Genomic DNA, 15,332 nt, shown 5'->3' with positions numbered 1-15,332 from the left:
CCGGCCGTCAGCTGCCCGTTTCGTGGTTGATGCAGCCGACGCTCCACTGGGACGCGCCCTCCACGACCCTGTGGCCGAGCCGCGTGACCGAGAGCGGCGCGACCTCGATGCGAAGCGCCGTGCCGAGGTCGATGTCTAGCGCAAGGGCGATGGCCGCCCGTATGACATTCGCATGCGCGACGGAAACGAGCGTATGCCCGGCATAGTGGTCCGTCAGCCGCTGCACGCCCTCATAGACGCGCGTGGCGAGGTCGAAAAAGGTCTCGCCCTCGGGCGGCTGTATGTCGACCGGGTTCGACCAGTCGAGCGTCCGGTTCGCGGCAAAGACATCGTTGAAACTCCGCCCCTGCCAGAGCCCGTAATTCTGGTCGTTGAAGGCAGCAACGGCGATGGGATCGGCGCCGTCCTTGAGCGCAAGGGCGGTCGCCCGCGCGCGAACGAGCGGCGAGGATAGCCAGACGGCGGTCGCAGGGAGGCGCCGCGCAATGGCGGCGGCGAGCGAGGGATCGACAGGTTCGGGCGCGACATCGAGTTGGCCGTAGTAGCGGTTCTCCTGCCCCTGAACCGGCGCATGACGTATCCAGATCCACTCCGTGCGCGTACCGCTCATAGCCAGCCGCGATATTTGAAGAACACGTAAGGCAGGATCGCGAAAATCACCATGAGGCCGAGCGACATCGGGTAGCCGTAGAGCCATGAGAGCTCCGGCATGAAATCGAAATTCATGCCGTAGATGCTGGCAATGAGCGTCGGCGGCAGGAACACCACCGCGGCAACCGAGAATATCTTGATGATGCTCGTCTGCTCGTTGTTGATGAGGCCAAGCGTCGCATCGAGCGTGAAGCTGATATTGTTGGCGAGAAAACTCGCATGATCGCTGAGCGAAGAAATGTCGCCAGCGATGGTCTTAAAGCCGCGCTCCATTGCCTTTGGCAGTTTCTCCTCGCTGGGGCGCGCGACGAAACTGACAAGACGCGCGAAGCTGACGAGGCTTTCACGCGCTTGCGAGGTGAGCGCATATCCGCGCCCGATGCGGGACAGGATGACATTGTAGTCTCTCTTGGGGCGCACCTCATGGGCGAATACTTCGCGGGAAAGCGCGTCAATGTCGCCCTGCACGCGCTCCAGAATGTCGGCAACGCGGTCGACGATCGCGTCGAGGAGCCCGGCGAGCACTTCTTCCCCCGTAGCGCAGGGCATCACATGGCGCTGGCTCTGCGCGGCATAGAGCCTGAACGGCGTCGGCTCGGCATAGCGCAATGTCACGAGCCTGTGCCCCGCCAAGACGAAGGTGACGGGCACACTAACCGGGTTCGGCGTGTCGGCCTGCGTGATCATCATTGCCGTCATGTAGAGCGCATTTTCCTCGTGATAGAGGCGGCTCGACATCTCGATTTCCTGCATATCCTCCTCGGTCGGCACATTGAGCCCGAGCACCTCATCGAGAAAGGCCAGGGCCTCGTCGGTGGGCGAAACCACGTCGACCCAGACGGCGCCGTCGGGGATGGGATCGCCCATGGCGACCCCGGTCGGCTTCAGCATCCCATTCGAGGGAACATAGGCTGTTATCATCGAATCTGCCGCTTCCGCTGGTTTGATGCGGCGATGATGCCTGCACAGCGCGGGCGGGACAATCCGTTCGGGTCCGGGCCGCGGCAATTCATTCCGAGCTAATTCCTTGACATTTCGGGAGAAAAGCCTCATGTCACGGTCAATCGTTCGCGTGTGCGCGCTTTGCGCTGCCCCTTGGCACCGCCTGACCCCCGGACGATTCGACCCCTTCCCGATTCCAAGCGCGTTGGAACGCGGCAAGACCCCGCGTTAAAGCGCCGGCCATTGTGGCCGGGCGCACGACGTTTGACTTGAAAGATCAAGAGTAGAATGACGACTGTAACTTTCGCGGATCTCGGCATTGCCGAACCGCTTTGCCGTACCCTTGCGGACCAGAACTACATCCACCCTACCCCCATTCAGGCCCAGTCCATCCCGGCCCTTCTCGAAGGCCGCGACCTGCTCGGCCTCGCCCAGACCGGCACCGGCAAGACCGCCGCCTTCGCTCTGCCGATCCTGCAGAAGCTGACAGCCGACCGCGCGAAAGCCGGCCCGAAGGAAGCCCGCGCCGTCATTCTCGCGCCGACGCGCGAACTCGCGATGCAGATATCGAAGAGCTTCGAGACCTATGGCAAGGGCTCCAGGCTGCGCCAGGCCGTTGTCTTCGGTGGCGTGAACCAGTTCCGTCAGGTGCGGGCGATGTCGGGCGGCGTGGACATTCTTGTCGCGACGCCGGGCCGCCTGCTCGATCTGATGAACCAGAAGCACGTCAATCTCGGCCGCACCTCCATTCTGGTGCTGGACGAAGCCGACCGCATGCTCGACATGGGCTTTGTGCGCGACGTACGCAAGATTATCGCCGCCATGCCGAAGCAGCGTCACTCGCTTCTCTTCTCCGCGACCATGCCGAAATCGATCGAGCACCTTGCGGACGAAATCCTGAACGATCCGGTTCGCGTGGAAGTGACCCCGGAAGTCGTGACGGTCGACCGTATCGACCAGCGCGTGATGCATGTGGACGGCAAGCGAAAGCGCGAGCTCCTCGCGAAGCTGCTCGAGGACACCGATTTGTCGCGCGTGATCGTTTTCACGCGCACCAAACATTGCGCAAACCGCGTGAGCGAACAGCTCGAGAAATCGGGCGTGCCGTCGGAAGCGATCCACGGCAACAAGTCGCAGGGCGCCCGCCAGCGCGCGCTCGACAATTTCCGTAATGGAAAGGCGCGGATCCTCGTCGCGACGGACATTGCCGCGCGCGGCATCGACGTGACAGGCATCACGCATGTCATCAATTACGAACTGCCGAACGAACCGGAGAGCTATGTCCACCGCATCGGCCGCACAGCCCGTGCAGGCAAGAGCGGCATTGCCCTTTCCTTCTGCGATTCCGCCGAACGCGCTCACCTGAAGAGCATCGAGCGGCTGACGAAGCGCGCCCTCACGCCCGTCGATACGACGGAGTGGCTCGGCGAGCAGATCGTCGTGCCGGCTGGCGAACCGGTCGCGCCGAAGCGCCAGGGGCGCAACGGAGGCGGCCCTCGCAACGATGGCGGCAACCGCAACCAGCCCGGCAAGCAGCGCCGCTTCGGCGGCAAGCCCGGCGGCGGTCAGGCCCGCGGCAACGGCCCGCGCGGCGACCGCAAGCAGGGCGGCCAGAAGCAGAGCCGCCGCCAGTCCGCAGGCGCCTGAAGAAAGCGCCAAAGCGGCGCAATTCGGCTACACATCGAAGGGCGGCTCTGGTTCACTCCAGAGCCGTTCTTTTTTCCGGGTGCCGATGAAAACCATACGCGCCGCCATCGCCTTTTTTCTCCTGTTGCCGCTCGCCGCCTGCGCCGGATTGCCCGAGCCTACCGAGCGCAAGAGCGTTGCTGAGGAAATTGCAGCAGGCGGAAACCTGGGGCCCGTTGCGATCCCTACGGCACGCTTCAACCTCCTCGGCCTGCTGCGGGGGAGCACAGAGGAAGGTCTTCTTACAGTCTATATCGAGGGGGATGGCCTTCCCTGGAAACGGAAGAACGAGGTCTCGGACGATCCGACGCCGGTCAATCCCGTGGCGATGCGGCTCGCAGCCGCCGATCCCTCGACAGCCGTTGCCTATCTCGCCCGTCCCTGCCAGTTCACCGGCGGCACGGCAGGACGAAACTGCACAAGCGATGTCTGGACGAAGGCCCGATACGGCGAGGAGGTCGTATTGGCCATGAATGAGGGTCTGCAGCAGTTGAAGGAGCGCACCGGAGCAAGGGAGATCGCCCTCGTCGGCTATTCGGGCGGTGGCACAATCGCTGCTCTTCTCGCGATGCGGCGAACGGACATTGTCTGGATGAAGACTGTCACCTCACCGCTCGACACGGAAGCTTTCACCTCGCTTCACAAGGTGACGCCTCTCTCGGCCTCGCTGAACCCGGCAGAAAACGCCGCTGCACTCGCCCGCATTCCACAAATTCACTATGTGGGTGAAGAGGACAAGATCGTTCCGGCAGAGATCAATCGCCGCTTTCTCTCACAGATGGGCGACACCAGCTGCGCTGCGCTTGTCATTCTGCCCGGCCTCGATCACCGCAATGGCTGGACGGAAACCTGGCCCCGTCTTGCCGGTGAAACGCCTGCGTGCAACTGAGGCTCAGATCGAGGCAGGATCGGAAAGACGCTTCGGTGGAACGGCGACCCAGGGCCCCTTGAGGCCGAGATAGCGCGCAAGCGCCGCATCGATCTGCGCCTGCCGCGTGCTGAGATGTCCCTTGAGTCCCGGCAGAGAATGAAGATGCAATCCCGTGACGGGCAGGAACGGGTTGCGCCGGAGGCTTCCATAAATCTCCGAACGGGCTGTCGGCCTCGCGCTCGCCTTGCGCGCATGAAATCCATGCGTATTGGCGACGACGAGCGTGTTGGCGGGCACCGCAAGGGCGCGCGCCGGTGGATAACCGAGGTCTGCGAGCGTCTCATCGGCAATACGGAACGAACCGGCTGCGATCTCTGGATCGTCGTGGCGCGCGGCACATGCGCTGAGTTCACGCTCCCATTCGAGCCGCGCAGGCGTCAACCGATGGGAGCCGGGCACATACATGAGCGGCCCGTCCTCAATCCCGACGTCCTGCAGATAGAGCCACGCCTTCGCTGTGGAATGAAACGTGTCCATATGGAGCGTGTTCTGCGGATCGGGGCGCCGGGTGTCGCCTTCGGCGAGAACTGTTTGAAGATGAATGAGCGGCTCGCCGCCGCAACCCGCGGCGTAGCGCAGAAGATCCGGGATTGCCGGGCTTGCCATCAGCCTTTGGAGTACCGGGCGGCCTTCGATGTCCAGCAGATCGAGACTGCCCCGCCGGGTGACTGTCGCCCCCTCGCGCCGCTCCCATGATGCAAGCGGAGCTTCCTCAAGATCGCGCCGAAGCGCGGCGAACTCTTCCGCCGGCAGGAAATTCTCGATCGCGATGAAACCCTCGCGCTCATACTGCGCACGGAGCCTCGCGTCGATTCGCGGCGCAAGACGCGCCCGGCGCGCCGCCGCCATGCGCTCCGCGATCTGCACGCGCGCCACATGAAGTCCGAGCCGATTGAGAGCAACACTGCCGAGAAACGGATTCGCGCGAAAGGACTTCTGGCCGCTCACAATCAGCAGCGGCCAGAGCGGCGCCGCTATCCATGACAATACTTTCACCGGGACATCCTCCCCCCAACCGGGAACAGCTTTGCCGAAGAATAGCAGAAGGGGAAGATTTGGTGGGCGCACCAGGACTCGAACCTGGGACCCGCTGATTAAGAGTCAGCTGCTCTACCAACTGAGCTATGCGCCCGCCGTGCCGCCTGAGCGGCCGGTGGAAACCACCATCCCGGCCACCGATTTCGTGGGGGAGCGGTGCCTATAGCAAAGGAATGGGGGCCTGTCCAGCCGCGCACGCGCCTCTTTCGAAAGAGGCGGCCTCCCAGGCCCGCCCGCCCTACCAGAACGCGCTTGGGCCGCGCGAAATCTCCAGATTCCGGTGGATATGAACGCTCATCAGGAGCCCGAAGGCGAACATGAGCGAGAGCATCGCTGTGCCGCCATAGGAGACCAGCGGCAGCGGCACGCCGACGACCGGCAGGAGGCCCATGACCATCGACGTATTGATGAAGACATAGAAAAAGAAGGTCATGGAGACGCCGATGGCGACCAGCCGGCCGAACTGGTTTCGGCACTGAAGCGCCACATTGAGCGAGAACATCAGCACCACGAAATAGAGTATGAGCAGCACAAGCCCGCCTACAAGGCCAAGCTCCTCGCCCAGCATGGTGAAGATGAAGTCTGTATGTTTTTCCGGCAGGAAGTTGAGCTGGCTCTGCGTGCCTTCCATGAAGCCCTTGCCGAAAATGCCACCGGAGCCGAGAGCAATCTTCGATTGCAGGATGTGATAGCCCGCCCCGAGCGGATCGCGCTCCGGCTCCAGAAAGGTCAGCACGCGGTTGCGCTGATAATCGTGGAGACGGCTCCAGACGATCGGGATGACCGCCAGCACACCCACGCCAGCAAGAATGAAATAGCGCCAGCGCAGGCCTGCGGAAAAAAAGAGGACGGCGCCCGTCGCGATGAGCAGGATCGCGGTGCCAAGGTCCGGCTGAAGCACGACAAGCGCCACCGGTGCGCCGACAAGACCGAGCGGGATGAGCAGGTTCCTGATCCGCGACACCTCCTCAAGCGTCAGCCCATGGAAATAGCGGGCAAGAGCAAGGATCAGCGTCACCTTCATGATTTCGGACGGCTGCACCGAGACGAAGCCGAGATTGAGCCAGCGCTGCGCGCCCATGCCGACGAAGCCGATGACCTCGACCGCGATCAGCATGACGAGCGCGATGCCGTAGAGCGGATAAGCCAGGCGCATCCAGAGGCGAAGGTCGATCATCGCGACCGACACCATGATGCCGATGCCAACCGCAAACCGCGCCGCCTGTCTGAATGCCCAGGGTGAAAAGCTGCCCTCCGCAACCGAATAGAGCATGGCGAAACCCATCGACGCGATCAGCGCGAGCAGCAGAAGAAAGCCCCAGTTGAACTCGATCAGTTTTTCGCCGAGACGCATTTCATGGCCGGTGAACCGGCGAAGGTCGAGCATCAGCCTGCCCTCGCCGTTTTCGGTCCGACGGTCGGCGGATTTCCCGCCTGCGGCCGTGCCGGGTTGCGCTTGAGAACTTCATGCATGATATCGCGCGCGACGGGCGCGGCGGCGCCGGAACCGGAGCCGCCATGCTCGATCACGACGGACATGGCGTAGCGCGGCGCATCGACAGGTGCGAAGCAGACGAAAAGCGCGTGGTCGCGCTGCCGCCACTCGAGCGCTTCGTTTTTCAGAACACCGCTCAGGCGTTCCGCCCGGCTGATACGCCGGACCTGCGCCGTGCCGGTCTTGCCCGCAAGCTCCATGCCCGGCTCGGCGATGCGCGAGCGATAGGCCGTACCGCCGATCTCATTCGAGACGCCGTTCATTCCCCCCTGCGCCACATGAATCGCGCGCTCGCTCACGCCGATGAACTTCGGCTCGGGAACGGGAAGCAGGTTGCCGCCGATGGCGCGTGTAATCCTGGGCTGGATGGCATAACCGCCATTCGCGATGCGCGCGGTCATCACCGCAAGCTGCAGCGGTGTCGTCAGCAGGTAGCCCTGGCCGATGCCGGCAATCACCGTCTCGCCGGGATGCCAGACCTCGCCCTTCACGGCGCGTTTCCATCCGGGTGTCGGCACGAGGCCCGGCTTCTCGCCTGGAACCTCGAATCCGTAGATTTCACCAAGGCCGAAGCGCTTCGCCATGTCGGCGACAGCTTCGATACCGATGCGCTTTGCCGTGTCGTAGAAGAAGACGTCGCAGGAATGCTTGATCGCATCGTGCATGTTGAGCGCGCCATGCCCGCCCTTCTTCCAGCAATGGAAATCGTGGCTGCCAAGCGAGTAATGGCCGGGACAGACGACGCGATGGTTGGGGTCGACGCCAGCTTCGACTGCGGCCATGGCAACGACCATCTTGAAGGTCGAACCCGGCGGATACATGCCTGCCAGCGCCTTGTTCATCAATGGCAGATAAGGACTTTCGAGCAGCGCTTTATACTCGGCCGTTCCATAGCCCATGTTGAACTGGTTGGGGTCATAGGCCGGCGCCGAAACGAAAGAGATGACATCGCCGGTATGAATGTCGAGAACAACCGAGCTTGCGGACTCGCCCTTGAGCCGGTCCCACGCGAAGCGCTGGATGTCCATGTCGAGCGTGAGCACGACCTCGCTGCCGGGCGTGCCCGGATCCTTGGCAAGCTCGCGGATCACTCTGCCATAGGCATTCACCTCGACATGGCTGGAGCCCGGCACGCCGCGCAGTTCCTTGTCGTAGGTCTTCTCGATGCCTTCCTTGCCGATACGGAAGCCCGGAAGCTTCAGAACCGGCTGATTTCCTTCCGCCTGCTGAAGATCCTTCTCGGAGACGGCGGCAACGTAACCGAGGATATGGGCGAGTTCCTCGCCGTAGGGATAATCTCTTGTCTCACCGACATCGGGCACGATCCCGGCGAGGTCCGGTTCGTTGATATTCACCTGCGCGAACTGATCCCAGGTCAGGCCTTCCGCCACCGTTACCGGCATGAAGCGGGGCGACCGGGAAATGTCACGAAGGATGCGCTTCTTCGTGAAGTCGTCGATCTCGACGATATTGGAAAGGCGCGTGAGCGTTGCTTCGACATCGGGCGTCTGCTCGGAGATCAGCATGGCGCGGTAGTTCTGCCGGTTGGCCGCGAGTATGCGGCCGAAGCGGTCCACGATATTGCCCCGCAGCGGCGCAAGCAGGCGCATGCTCACGCGGTTCTCCTCCGCAAGCATGCGGTATTGGTCGGTCTTCAGCACCTGCAGGTAGTACATGCGGCCCGCCAGCGCGACAAAGGCAATGCCCTGCGCGCCCGCGAGCAGAGCCGCCCGCCGCGTGAAGGTCTGGTACCTGTTGCTGTCCCGTCCGCTTATCTGCATGCGCTCGACCTCACCTCCCTGTCCCCTAGCTGCCCTGCAGGACGCGCGTCTGAATGCGTCCGAACAGCATAGCAAAGACCGGGAAAACGGCGACCGTAACCGCCATATGGCGGATGACGGAGCCGGGCGGAACGAAAATGCCGTGAATGACCGAGACGATGGCCCATGCAAGCACTCCCGCGAACGCCGCCGTCACCAGAAATCCGATCCAGAAGGCGGAGAAAGGCGCGTTCACGAGTAACATACGTTGCGAGATCACGACCGCATAGGTGACGACATAGACGAATGCCCACAGGCCTATCGCACCCCCGGAAATGAGGTCGAACATGAGCCCGACTGCGAAGACCGCAAAGGGCGGAAACATCTCGGGCTTCACGATTGCCCAGTAATAGATTGCCATCAGCGGAAAGGCCGGCGTGAGCGGCGAGCCGACGATGCGTCCAAGCGGCACGAAGGCGAGCAAGACGCAGGCGAGCCCCATGGCAAAAGGCATGATCGTCATGACGATGCGGCCGGCGCGGGCGGCAGGTGTGGGGGAATAGGGCTCGAGCTTTGCCATTGCCTACTCCCTCGCCGCGGCTTGTGCGGCGGCTGGAGCAGCACCCGATTGAGCGCCCTCGGCCGGCCCTTTGAGAACGTCCGGCGGGTCCTGCCGCTTCACCTTGGAGGGGAACTCGTATTGCAGCACGCGCACGAAATCGAGCCGCCCACGGTCCGAGAAGGTCTGGACGCGGAGATCGCCGGAGCTGGTCTGGATGACGAGACCAACGGGAAGACCCGGAGGGATGAGGCCGCCATCGCCCGATGTCACCACGCGGTCGCCGGGCGAGATCGCACTCTGCGCGGCGAGGTATTCGAGCTTCGGCCAATCCGTGTTGTCGCCCGCGAGCACCGCCTTATAGTGCGCCGGCTCAATGACGACGGGAACGCGACTGTTGAGGTCTGTCAGCAGAAGGACGCGGCTCGCCTTCGGGCCCGTCGAAACCAGACGCCCCACAAGTCCGTCAGTGTCGATAACGGCTTGTCCGCTCTTTGCGCCCTGTTCCGTACCGACATTGACGAGCACCGTCTCAACAAAAGGACCGCCTGAATCGCTTACAACGCGTCCGCTTGCATATTCAATCGAGGGATCGACCTGCACGTTGAGCAGCGCCTCGTAGCGCGCAACCTTGCCCTGAAGCTTCAGCGCTTCTTCTTTCCACGCGAGAAGCCGCGCATTCTCGGCACGAAGACGTTCGTTCTCATCGAAGACATAGGCGTATTCGTCGGTGCGCTCGATGATGCGCCGCGTGGCGGCAACAGGGCGCGAGGCAACCTCGAGAAGAGGAGCGGCGAGGTCGGTTACCACCTGGCGGGCACGATCGAAGACATAGGTCTCCGCGCGGCCGAGCAGAAGCAGCGCCGCTGCGAGCGTCAGCATGAAGACGAGCGAAATCCGGTGCGAAAATTCACGAAACGGCAGCGCTGAACGATTCGGGTCCATGACGACTACTGCTCTCTAATACGCTCGACCCGTCCGTTTCTGCTCGACACTCCCGACGGGAGCCCAGTCCTGTCTCACCTAGTACACGGATGAAAGGACGTGCTTCATCGTCCTGATGTGCTCAAGCGCCTTGCCCGTGCCGAGGGCGACACAGGAAAGCGCATCGTCGGCGATGCTGACGGGAAGGCCCGTCTCGTCGCGCAGCACCTGATCGAGATTGGTCAGCAGCGCACCACCGCCTGTGAGAACGATGCCCTTGTCCACGATGTCGGCCGCAAGTTCCGGCGGCGTCGCTTCGAGCGCAACCTTGACCGCCTCGACGATCGCACCGACGGGCTCAGCGAGACTTTCTGCGATCTGCCTCTGCCCGATGGCGATCTCTTTCGGCACACCGTTCATCAGGTCGCGGCCCTTGATCTCGATGGTCATGCCATCGCCATCGGCGGGAATGGCGGCAGAGCCCACTTCCTTCTTGATGCGCTCCGCACTCGCTTCGCCGACAAGGAGGTTATGGTGGCGGCGGATATAGGCGATGATCGCCTCATCCATCTTGTCGCCGCCGACGCGCACCGAGCGCGCATAGACGATGCCGCCGAGGGAAAGCACCGCAACTTCCGTCGTGCCGCCGCCGATATCGACCACCATGGAGCCGGTCGGCTCCGTCACGGGAAGCCCGGCGCCAATTGCGGCAGCCATCGGCTCCTCGATGAGATAGACGCGGCGCGCACCTGCGGAAAGGGCCGATTCCTGAATGGCGCGACGTTCGACCGCCGTCGATCCGGAAGGTACGCAAACGATGATCTGCGGATTGGCAAAGGAACGGCGGTTATGCACCTTGCGGATGAAGTGCTTGATCATTTCTTCCGCAATTTCGAAGTCGGCGATGACGCCGTCGCGCATGGGCCGGATCGCCTGGATGTTGCCGGGCGTGCGGCCAAGCATCATCTTCGCTTCCTCGCCGACAGCAAGAACCTGCTTCTTGCCGCCTTTTTCGATGATGGCGACAACCGACGGCTCGTTCAGCACGATCCCCCGCCCCTTCACATAGACCAGGGTGTTCGCCGTGCCGAGATCGATTGCCATATCGGCAGAGAACATGCCGAGCAGACCGGAAAGCATGCTTATTCTATTCCTTTGACAGAGCGCCGCCGGAAACGACAAACGTTTCGGCCGCAGTTGAGAATGCGCCACTTGAGGTGGCTTTTTTGTTAAGGCGCGTCCGAATATCGGCCGCCGGCACATGTGAAAGGCGGGAAGGTCGCTTGCCCCTCATCGTTCCCCCGACGGCGCGGCAGCCGTTCAAGCCCCGGCTCCGTCTGCTGGATGAATCTCACTGATTCTCAGCATACGAACGATCTGCGACGAAACTGAGGCAAAGCCGCCCTCCGCTTCGTCCATACGCGCCGTCTTTGCATGGACCGCAAATATCATCGCCTGTCCTGTTTGCAGGTCTCGAACCAGAATGCTTCGGACGTAGCCCCGGAACCCCACGCTGGCGCTTCCGCGGCTAACGCGTCGCTAACCATAGCGGCCGGGAGACTAAGGGTGCGTTAAGGCTGTCCGATCCCGCATCAGCACAAGATTTTTACGCTGAAACCTCGCGCAATGGCAATGGCCTGCTCTGAATTTCCACGGATTTTCAATGGTTTGGACGAGACCGGGGCATGAGCTCGCGCACCTCGTGATCGCGTCCTTCAAGGGGGGAGCGGCGGCGCTTAACCGCGTCCACAACGAATTCCATAACGGCCCGAACATGAGCAAGCTGGGCAAGGTCGTTGCGTGTCATCAGCCACATCTCCAGCGACCCGAGCGTGTCCGGTCCGAAAATTCGTTCGAGACCGGTTTCAACATCGCCAACCATGCAAGGCAGTGCCGTCAGACCCAGCCCCTGACGCGCCGCCTCGGCACGCGCCGAAACGCTTGAAGAGCGCAAAGCGATTCGCGCCGATTTTTCTGCGCGCGAGAACCACCAGACGGGACCGAGCGGCGTTTCCCCGCGCGGGAAACCGATGAGGTCGTGAGCCGCGATGTCCTGCATCTGGAGTGGCCGACCGCGCGCCTCGAGATAACCGGGCGAGGCGTAGAGCCCATAGGCCATGTCGCCGAGCTTTCGCATCAGCATGTCGCCCTGCGTCGGCCGGGCGAGACGAACGGCTATGTCGACATCCTTCAGGGGATTGCCGATCCGCGGTGCCTGGCCAATGGCTGCAAGTCGCGGATCCGTAAGGATTTCCAGCTCCAGCCCGGGATGCTCCCGCCGGAAGGCCGGATACTCTGCAGCGAGAAGAAAGGTGGCGACGGTCTCGCCTGCCGCGAGCCGGACAGAACCTTCCGCCCCCTCGCCCGCAGCTGCAAAATCACGCGGAAGCGCAGAAAGCCGCCGATCTACGGGCTCCAGCGCCTCGACGAGCTTCTCGCCGGCGGCGGTGAGACGGTAGCCGGTGCGCTCGCGCTCGAAGAGGCGGGCACCGAGATCGTCCTCAAGGGAGGCCACACGGCGCAAAACCGTCGTCGTATTGACGCCAAGCTGCTGGCCGGCGCCGGAAAGGCTGCCCGCCCCGGCTACGGCCAGAAAGAAACGCAAATCGTCCCAGTTCATCCGCGTCCTGCCTCCGGCAACGATCAGGAGAAAGCAGAATAGCGGTAGCGGGAAACAGTTTAAATGCGGAAATGCAAAAGGTGATTTGCAAAATTAGCGAGGATAAGACGGCGGCGGCGCGGGGATAAACCCGGCCGGCTGTCACGTTAATGCAATAAAAACGTCACATAGGCTCCGTAGCCGAGAAGGAGAAGGAGCGCCTCCACCCGCCCGATCCGCCTGCCCGACCAGGCGAAGACCATGAACAGGATCGAGGCGGCGGCCATGACCCAGATGTCGAAGGAGGCGATATCCCCGGGAACGGAAACGGGCTTCACCGAGGCAACGACACCGGCGATACCGAACACGTTGAAGATGTTCGAGCCGACGACATTGCCGATGGCGATATCCGCCTGGCGTCGAAGGGCGGCGAGGACGGAGGTCGCAAGCTCCGGCAACGAGGTGCCGACAGCGACGATGGTGAGCCCGACGATGGAATCGGAGATGCCGAACCCGGTGGCGATCTCGACCGCACTGCCGACAAGGAGCGAGGCACCGGTGACGAGCGCGATGAGCCCGCCTGCCGCCATGACGATTTCGATGACGAGGCTCATCGGATGGCGGGCCTTGAGAAACTCCGCCTCGGCGGCATGAAGCTCCCCCGCCCCGTCCTGGCCCTTCTTGTCCGCCCGGTAGGTATAGACGAGATAGAGCGCGAGGACGGCGAGGAAGGCGAAACCGGCAAGCCGCGAGAGTTCGCCGACGAGACAGACCACGACAAACGCCGCGGCGGCCATGAGCATCATCGCGCCGTCGCGCTTCAGCACGTCGCGGTCGCAGACGAGCGGGAAGATGAGGCCGGACGCGCCGAGAATGAGGAGGATGTTGGCGATGTTCGAGCCGACGACATTGCCGACGGCGATGCCCGGATAGCCCTGGAATGCACCTTCGAGACTTGCCACGAGTTCCGGCGCCGAGGTGCCGAAGCCGACAAGGGTGAGCCCGATCATGAAGGGCGAGACGCCAATGCGCGTCGCAAGCGCCGCCGCACCCTTGACCAGGAATTCAGCACCGCCGAGGAGCAGAAGAAGCCCGAGCACGAGATAAAAGAAGGTCAATCCTTACTCCCGACACAACGCCGGAAAGCCGGCGCGGAAAACATGGTGCACAGGATACGCCGTTACGAGGGACGGAAAGTCCTTGGGACGAAATTTATTTCGCGCCGGAGACGGGCCTGACGCTGTCCGCCGCCTGCTTCGCCCGTTTCCGCGCCTCGACCGTATCGCCGGCACGTGCAAGCGCGACGCCCATGCGGCGGCGCTCGAAGGATTCCGGCTTGCCGAAAAGACGGATATCCGTGCCGGGAAGCGACAGCGCCTTCTCGACGCCCTCAAAGGCGATACCCTTTTCCTCGAGCCCGCCATAAATGACGGCGCTGGCGCCGGGCGAGATCATATCGACGGTCACGGGAAGGCCGAGAATGGCGCGGGCATGAAGCGCGAACTCGCTTTGATATTGCGTAATGAGCGTGACGAGGCCGGTATCGTGCGGGCGCGGTGAAACTTCCGAGAACCACACGTCATCGCCCTTCACGAAAAGCTCGACACCGAATATGCCCCGGCCGCCAAGCGCGCCGGTGACCCGCCCCGCGATGTCGCGCGCCGAGGCGAGCGCCTTCTCGCTCATAACCTGTGGCTGCCAGCTCTCGACGTAATCGCCCTTCACCTGACGATGGCCGATGGGCGCACAGAAGGAGGTTTCCACCTCTCCGCCGGCACCCTTCGCCCGGACGGTGAGCTGCGTGATCTCGTAGTCGAAATCGACGAGCCCCTCGACAATGACGCGCGGCGCCTCGACGCGCCCGCCGGCCATCGCATAATCCCATGCAGGCTGAATGTCGTCCGGACCGTCGAGGAGGCTCTGCCCCTTGCCGGAAGACGACATGACGGGCTTCACGAAGCACGGAAAACCGATGCCCGCCGCTATTGCGTCTTTCAGTTCGGCAGCCGTCGATGCGAATGCGTAAGGGGACGTCGGCAGGCCGAGTTCTTCGGCCGCGAGGCAGCGAATGCCCTCGCGGTTCATGGTGAGTTGCGTCGCCCGCGCGGTCGGGATCACTTGCGCGAGGCCGTCCGCCTCGATGCGCGCAAGCTCGTCCGTCGCAATGGCCTCGATCTCCGGCACGATGAGATGCGGCCGCTCCTTCTCGACCAGCGCGCGAAGCGCCTTTGCATCGGTCATGGCAATCACATGGGAACGGTGCGCCACCTGATGCGCCGGCGCGTTCGCATAGCGGTCGACGGCGATCACCTCGACGCCGAGCCGCTGCAGCTCGATCACCACTTCCTTGCCGAGCTCGCCGGAGCCGAGAAGCATGACGCGGAAAGCGGATGGGGAAAGCGGCGTGCCGATGCGCATGGAGCCTCCGAAAGGTTGGTTGGGGGCGGGTTTAGCACATTGGGCGGGAGGCCGGAACGGAGGTGGACCCAAATCCGGAGCGGTGTTCGAGGTCCACCCTCCCCCCACCTTGTTCGCTTTGGCGGACAAGCCGCCAAAGTGGGGAGGGTCGAAATTTGCGAGCGTCAGCGAAGCCAATTTCGGGGAGGGGTATCAAGCTCACCACGTATGGCTCGTTCTCACTTCTCCGCTTACCCCTCCCCAAACCGCTTACAGCGGTTTGACCCTCCCACAGGGATTTCTCTGCAAAAGAGGGTGGCGGCTGGTGTTGATTGATGATTCCCTGTTTT

The 15,332-nt window shown here is 62.9% G+C and carries 13 protein-coding genes and 1 tRNA gene; 2 read left to right on the top strand and 12 right to left on the bottom strand.

Annotation, left to right across the window (positions count from 1 at the left end; genetic code table 11):
- Positions 1–7: 7 nt before the first annotated feature.
- Together ACKUUH_RS02090 and ACKUUH_RS02085 are read right to left on the bottom strand one after the other, a co-directional pair.
- A complete protein-coding gene (locus tag ACKUUH_RS02090) occupies positions 8–610 on the bottom strand; it encodes a histidine phosphatase family protein (RefSeq protein ID WP_407948193.1) in 603 nt (200 codons plus the stop codon).
- A complete protein-coding gene (locus ACKUUH_RS02085) occupies positions 607–1,572 on the bottom strand; it encodes a magnesium transporter CorA family protein (RefSeq protein WP_407948192.1) in 966 nt (321 codons plus the stop codon). The genes ACKUUH_RS02090 and ACKUUH_RS02085 overlap by 4 nt, the downstream gene beginning before the upstream one ends.
- 309 nt (positions 1,573–1,881) lie before the next feature.
- Here ACKUUH_RS02085 and ACKUUH_RS02080 point away from each other — a divergent pair, with 309 nt between their 5' ends.
- Together ACKUUH_RS02080 and ACKUUH_RS02075 are read left to right on the top strand one after the other, a co-directional pair.
- On the top strand, positions 1,882–3,240 hold the full coding sequence (locus tag ACKUUH_RS02080) for a DEAD/DEAH box helicase (RefSeq protein WP_407948191.1): 1,359 nt from the start codon (positions 1,882–1,884) through the stop codon (positions 3,238–3,240).
- Between the two features lie 85 nt (positions 3,241–3,325).
- The gene (locus ACKUUH_RS02075) at positions 3,326–4,168 is read left to right on the top strand and encodes a hypothetical protein (protein WP_407948190.1); all 843 of its coding nucleotides are present in this window, start codon (positions 3,326–3,328) and stop codon (positions 4,166–4,168) included.
- A gap of 3 nt (positions 4,169–4,171) precedes the next feature.
- Here ACKUUH_RS02075 and ACKUUH_RS02070 read toward each other — a convergent pair whose 3' ends face one another.
- The 10 genes from ACKUUH_RS02070 to purT form a co-directional block, all read right to left on the bottom strand.
- Positions 4,172–5,206, bottom strand: a complete 1,035-nt coding sequence (locus ACKUUH_RS02070) for a phytanoyl-CoA dioxygenase family protein (protein ID WP_407948189.1) — start codon at positions 5,204–5,206, stop codon at positions 4,172–4,174.
- Between the two features lie 60 nt (positions 5,207–5,266).
- Positions 5,267–5,342: transfer RNA gene (locus tag ACKUUH_RS02065), tRNA-Lys, on the bottom strand.
- Positions 5,343–5,486: 144 nt separating this feature from the next.
- Positions 5,487–6,635, bottom strand: a complete 1,149-nt coding sequence (gene rodA, locus ACKUUH_RS02060; RefSeq protein WP_407948188.1) for a rod shape-determining protein RodA — start codon at positions 6,633–6,635, stop codon at positions 5,487–5,489.
- Positions 6,635–8,524, bottom strand: a complete 1,890-nt coding sequence (gene mrdA, locus ACKUUH_RS02055) for a penicillin-binding protein 2 (RefSeq protein WP_407948187.1) — start codon at positions 8,522–8,524, stop codon at positions 6,635–6,637. Before mrdA ends, rodA begins: the two co-directional genes overlap by 1 nt.
- Before the next feature lie 25 nt (positions 8,525–8,549).
- On the bottom strand, positions 8,550–9,083 hold the full coding sequence (gene mreD / locus ACKUUH_RS02050; RefSeq protein ID WP_407948186.1) for a rod shape-determining protein MreD: 534 nt from the start codon (positions 9,081–9,083) through the stop codon (positions 8,550–8,552).
- Between the two features lie 3 nt (positions 9,084–9,086).
- Entirely contained in the window at positions 9,087–10,007 is a 921-nt protein-coding gene (gene mreC, locus ACKUUH_RS02045; RefSeq protein ID WP_407948185.1) for a rod shape-determining protein MreC, read from the bottom strand.
- Between the two features lie 78 nt (positions 10,008–10,085).
- Entirely contained in the window at positions 10,086–11,126 is a 1,041-nt protein-coding gene (locus tag ACKUUH_RS02040) for a rod shape-determining protein (protein ID WP_407948184.1), read from the bottom strand.
- Positions 11,127–11,646: 520 nt separating this feature from the next.
- Entirely contained in the window at positions 11,647–12,606 is a 960-nt protein-coding gene (locus ACKUUH_RS02035; protein WP_407948183.1) for a LysR family transcriptional regulator, read from the bottom strand.
- Positions 12,607–12,752: 146 nt separating this feature from the next.
- Positions 12,753–13,703: a calcium/sodium antiporter gene (locus ACKUUH_RS02030; RefSeq protein WP_407948182.1), complete on the bottom strand. Its 951-nt coding sequence runs from the start codon at positions 13,701–13,703 to the stop codon at positions 12,753–12,755.
- Positions 13,704–13,797: 94 nt separating this feature from the next.
- Positions 13,798–15,003: a formate-dependent phosphoribosylglycinamide formyltransferase gene (gene purT, locus ACKUUH_RS02025; RefSeq protein WP_407948181.1), complete on the bottom strand. Its 1,206-nt coding sequence runs from the start codon at positions 15,001–15,003 to the stop codon at positions 13,798–13,800.
- Positions 15,004–15,332: the final 329 nt, after the last annotated feature.

This window comes from Parvibaculum sp. (assembly GCF_045863935.1).
In the GTDB taxonomy this organism is placed as follows: domain Bacteria; phylum Pseudomonadota; class Alphaproteobacteria; order Parvibaculales; family Parvibaculaceae; genus Parvibaculum.
This window is presented reverse-complemented; position numbering and strand designations above follow the sequence as displayed.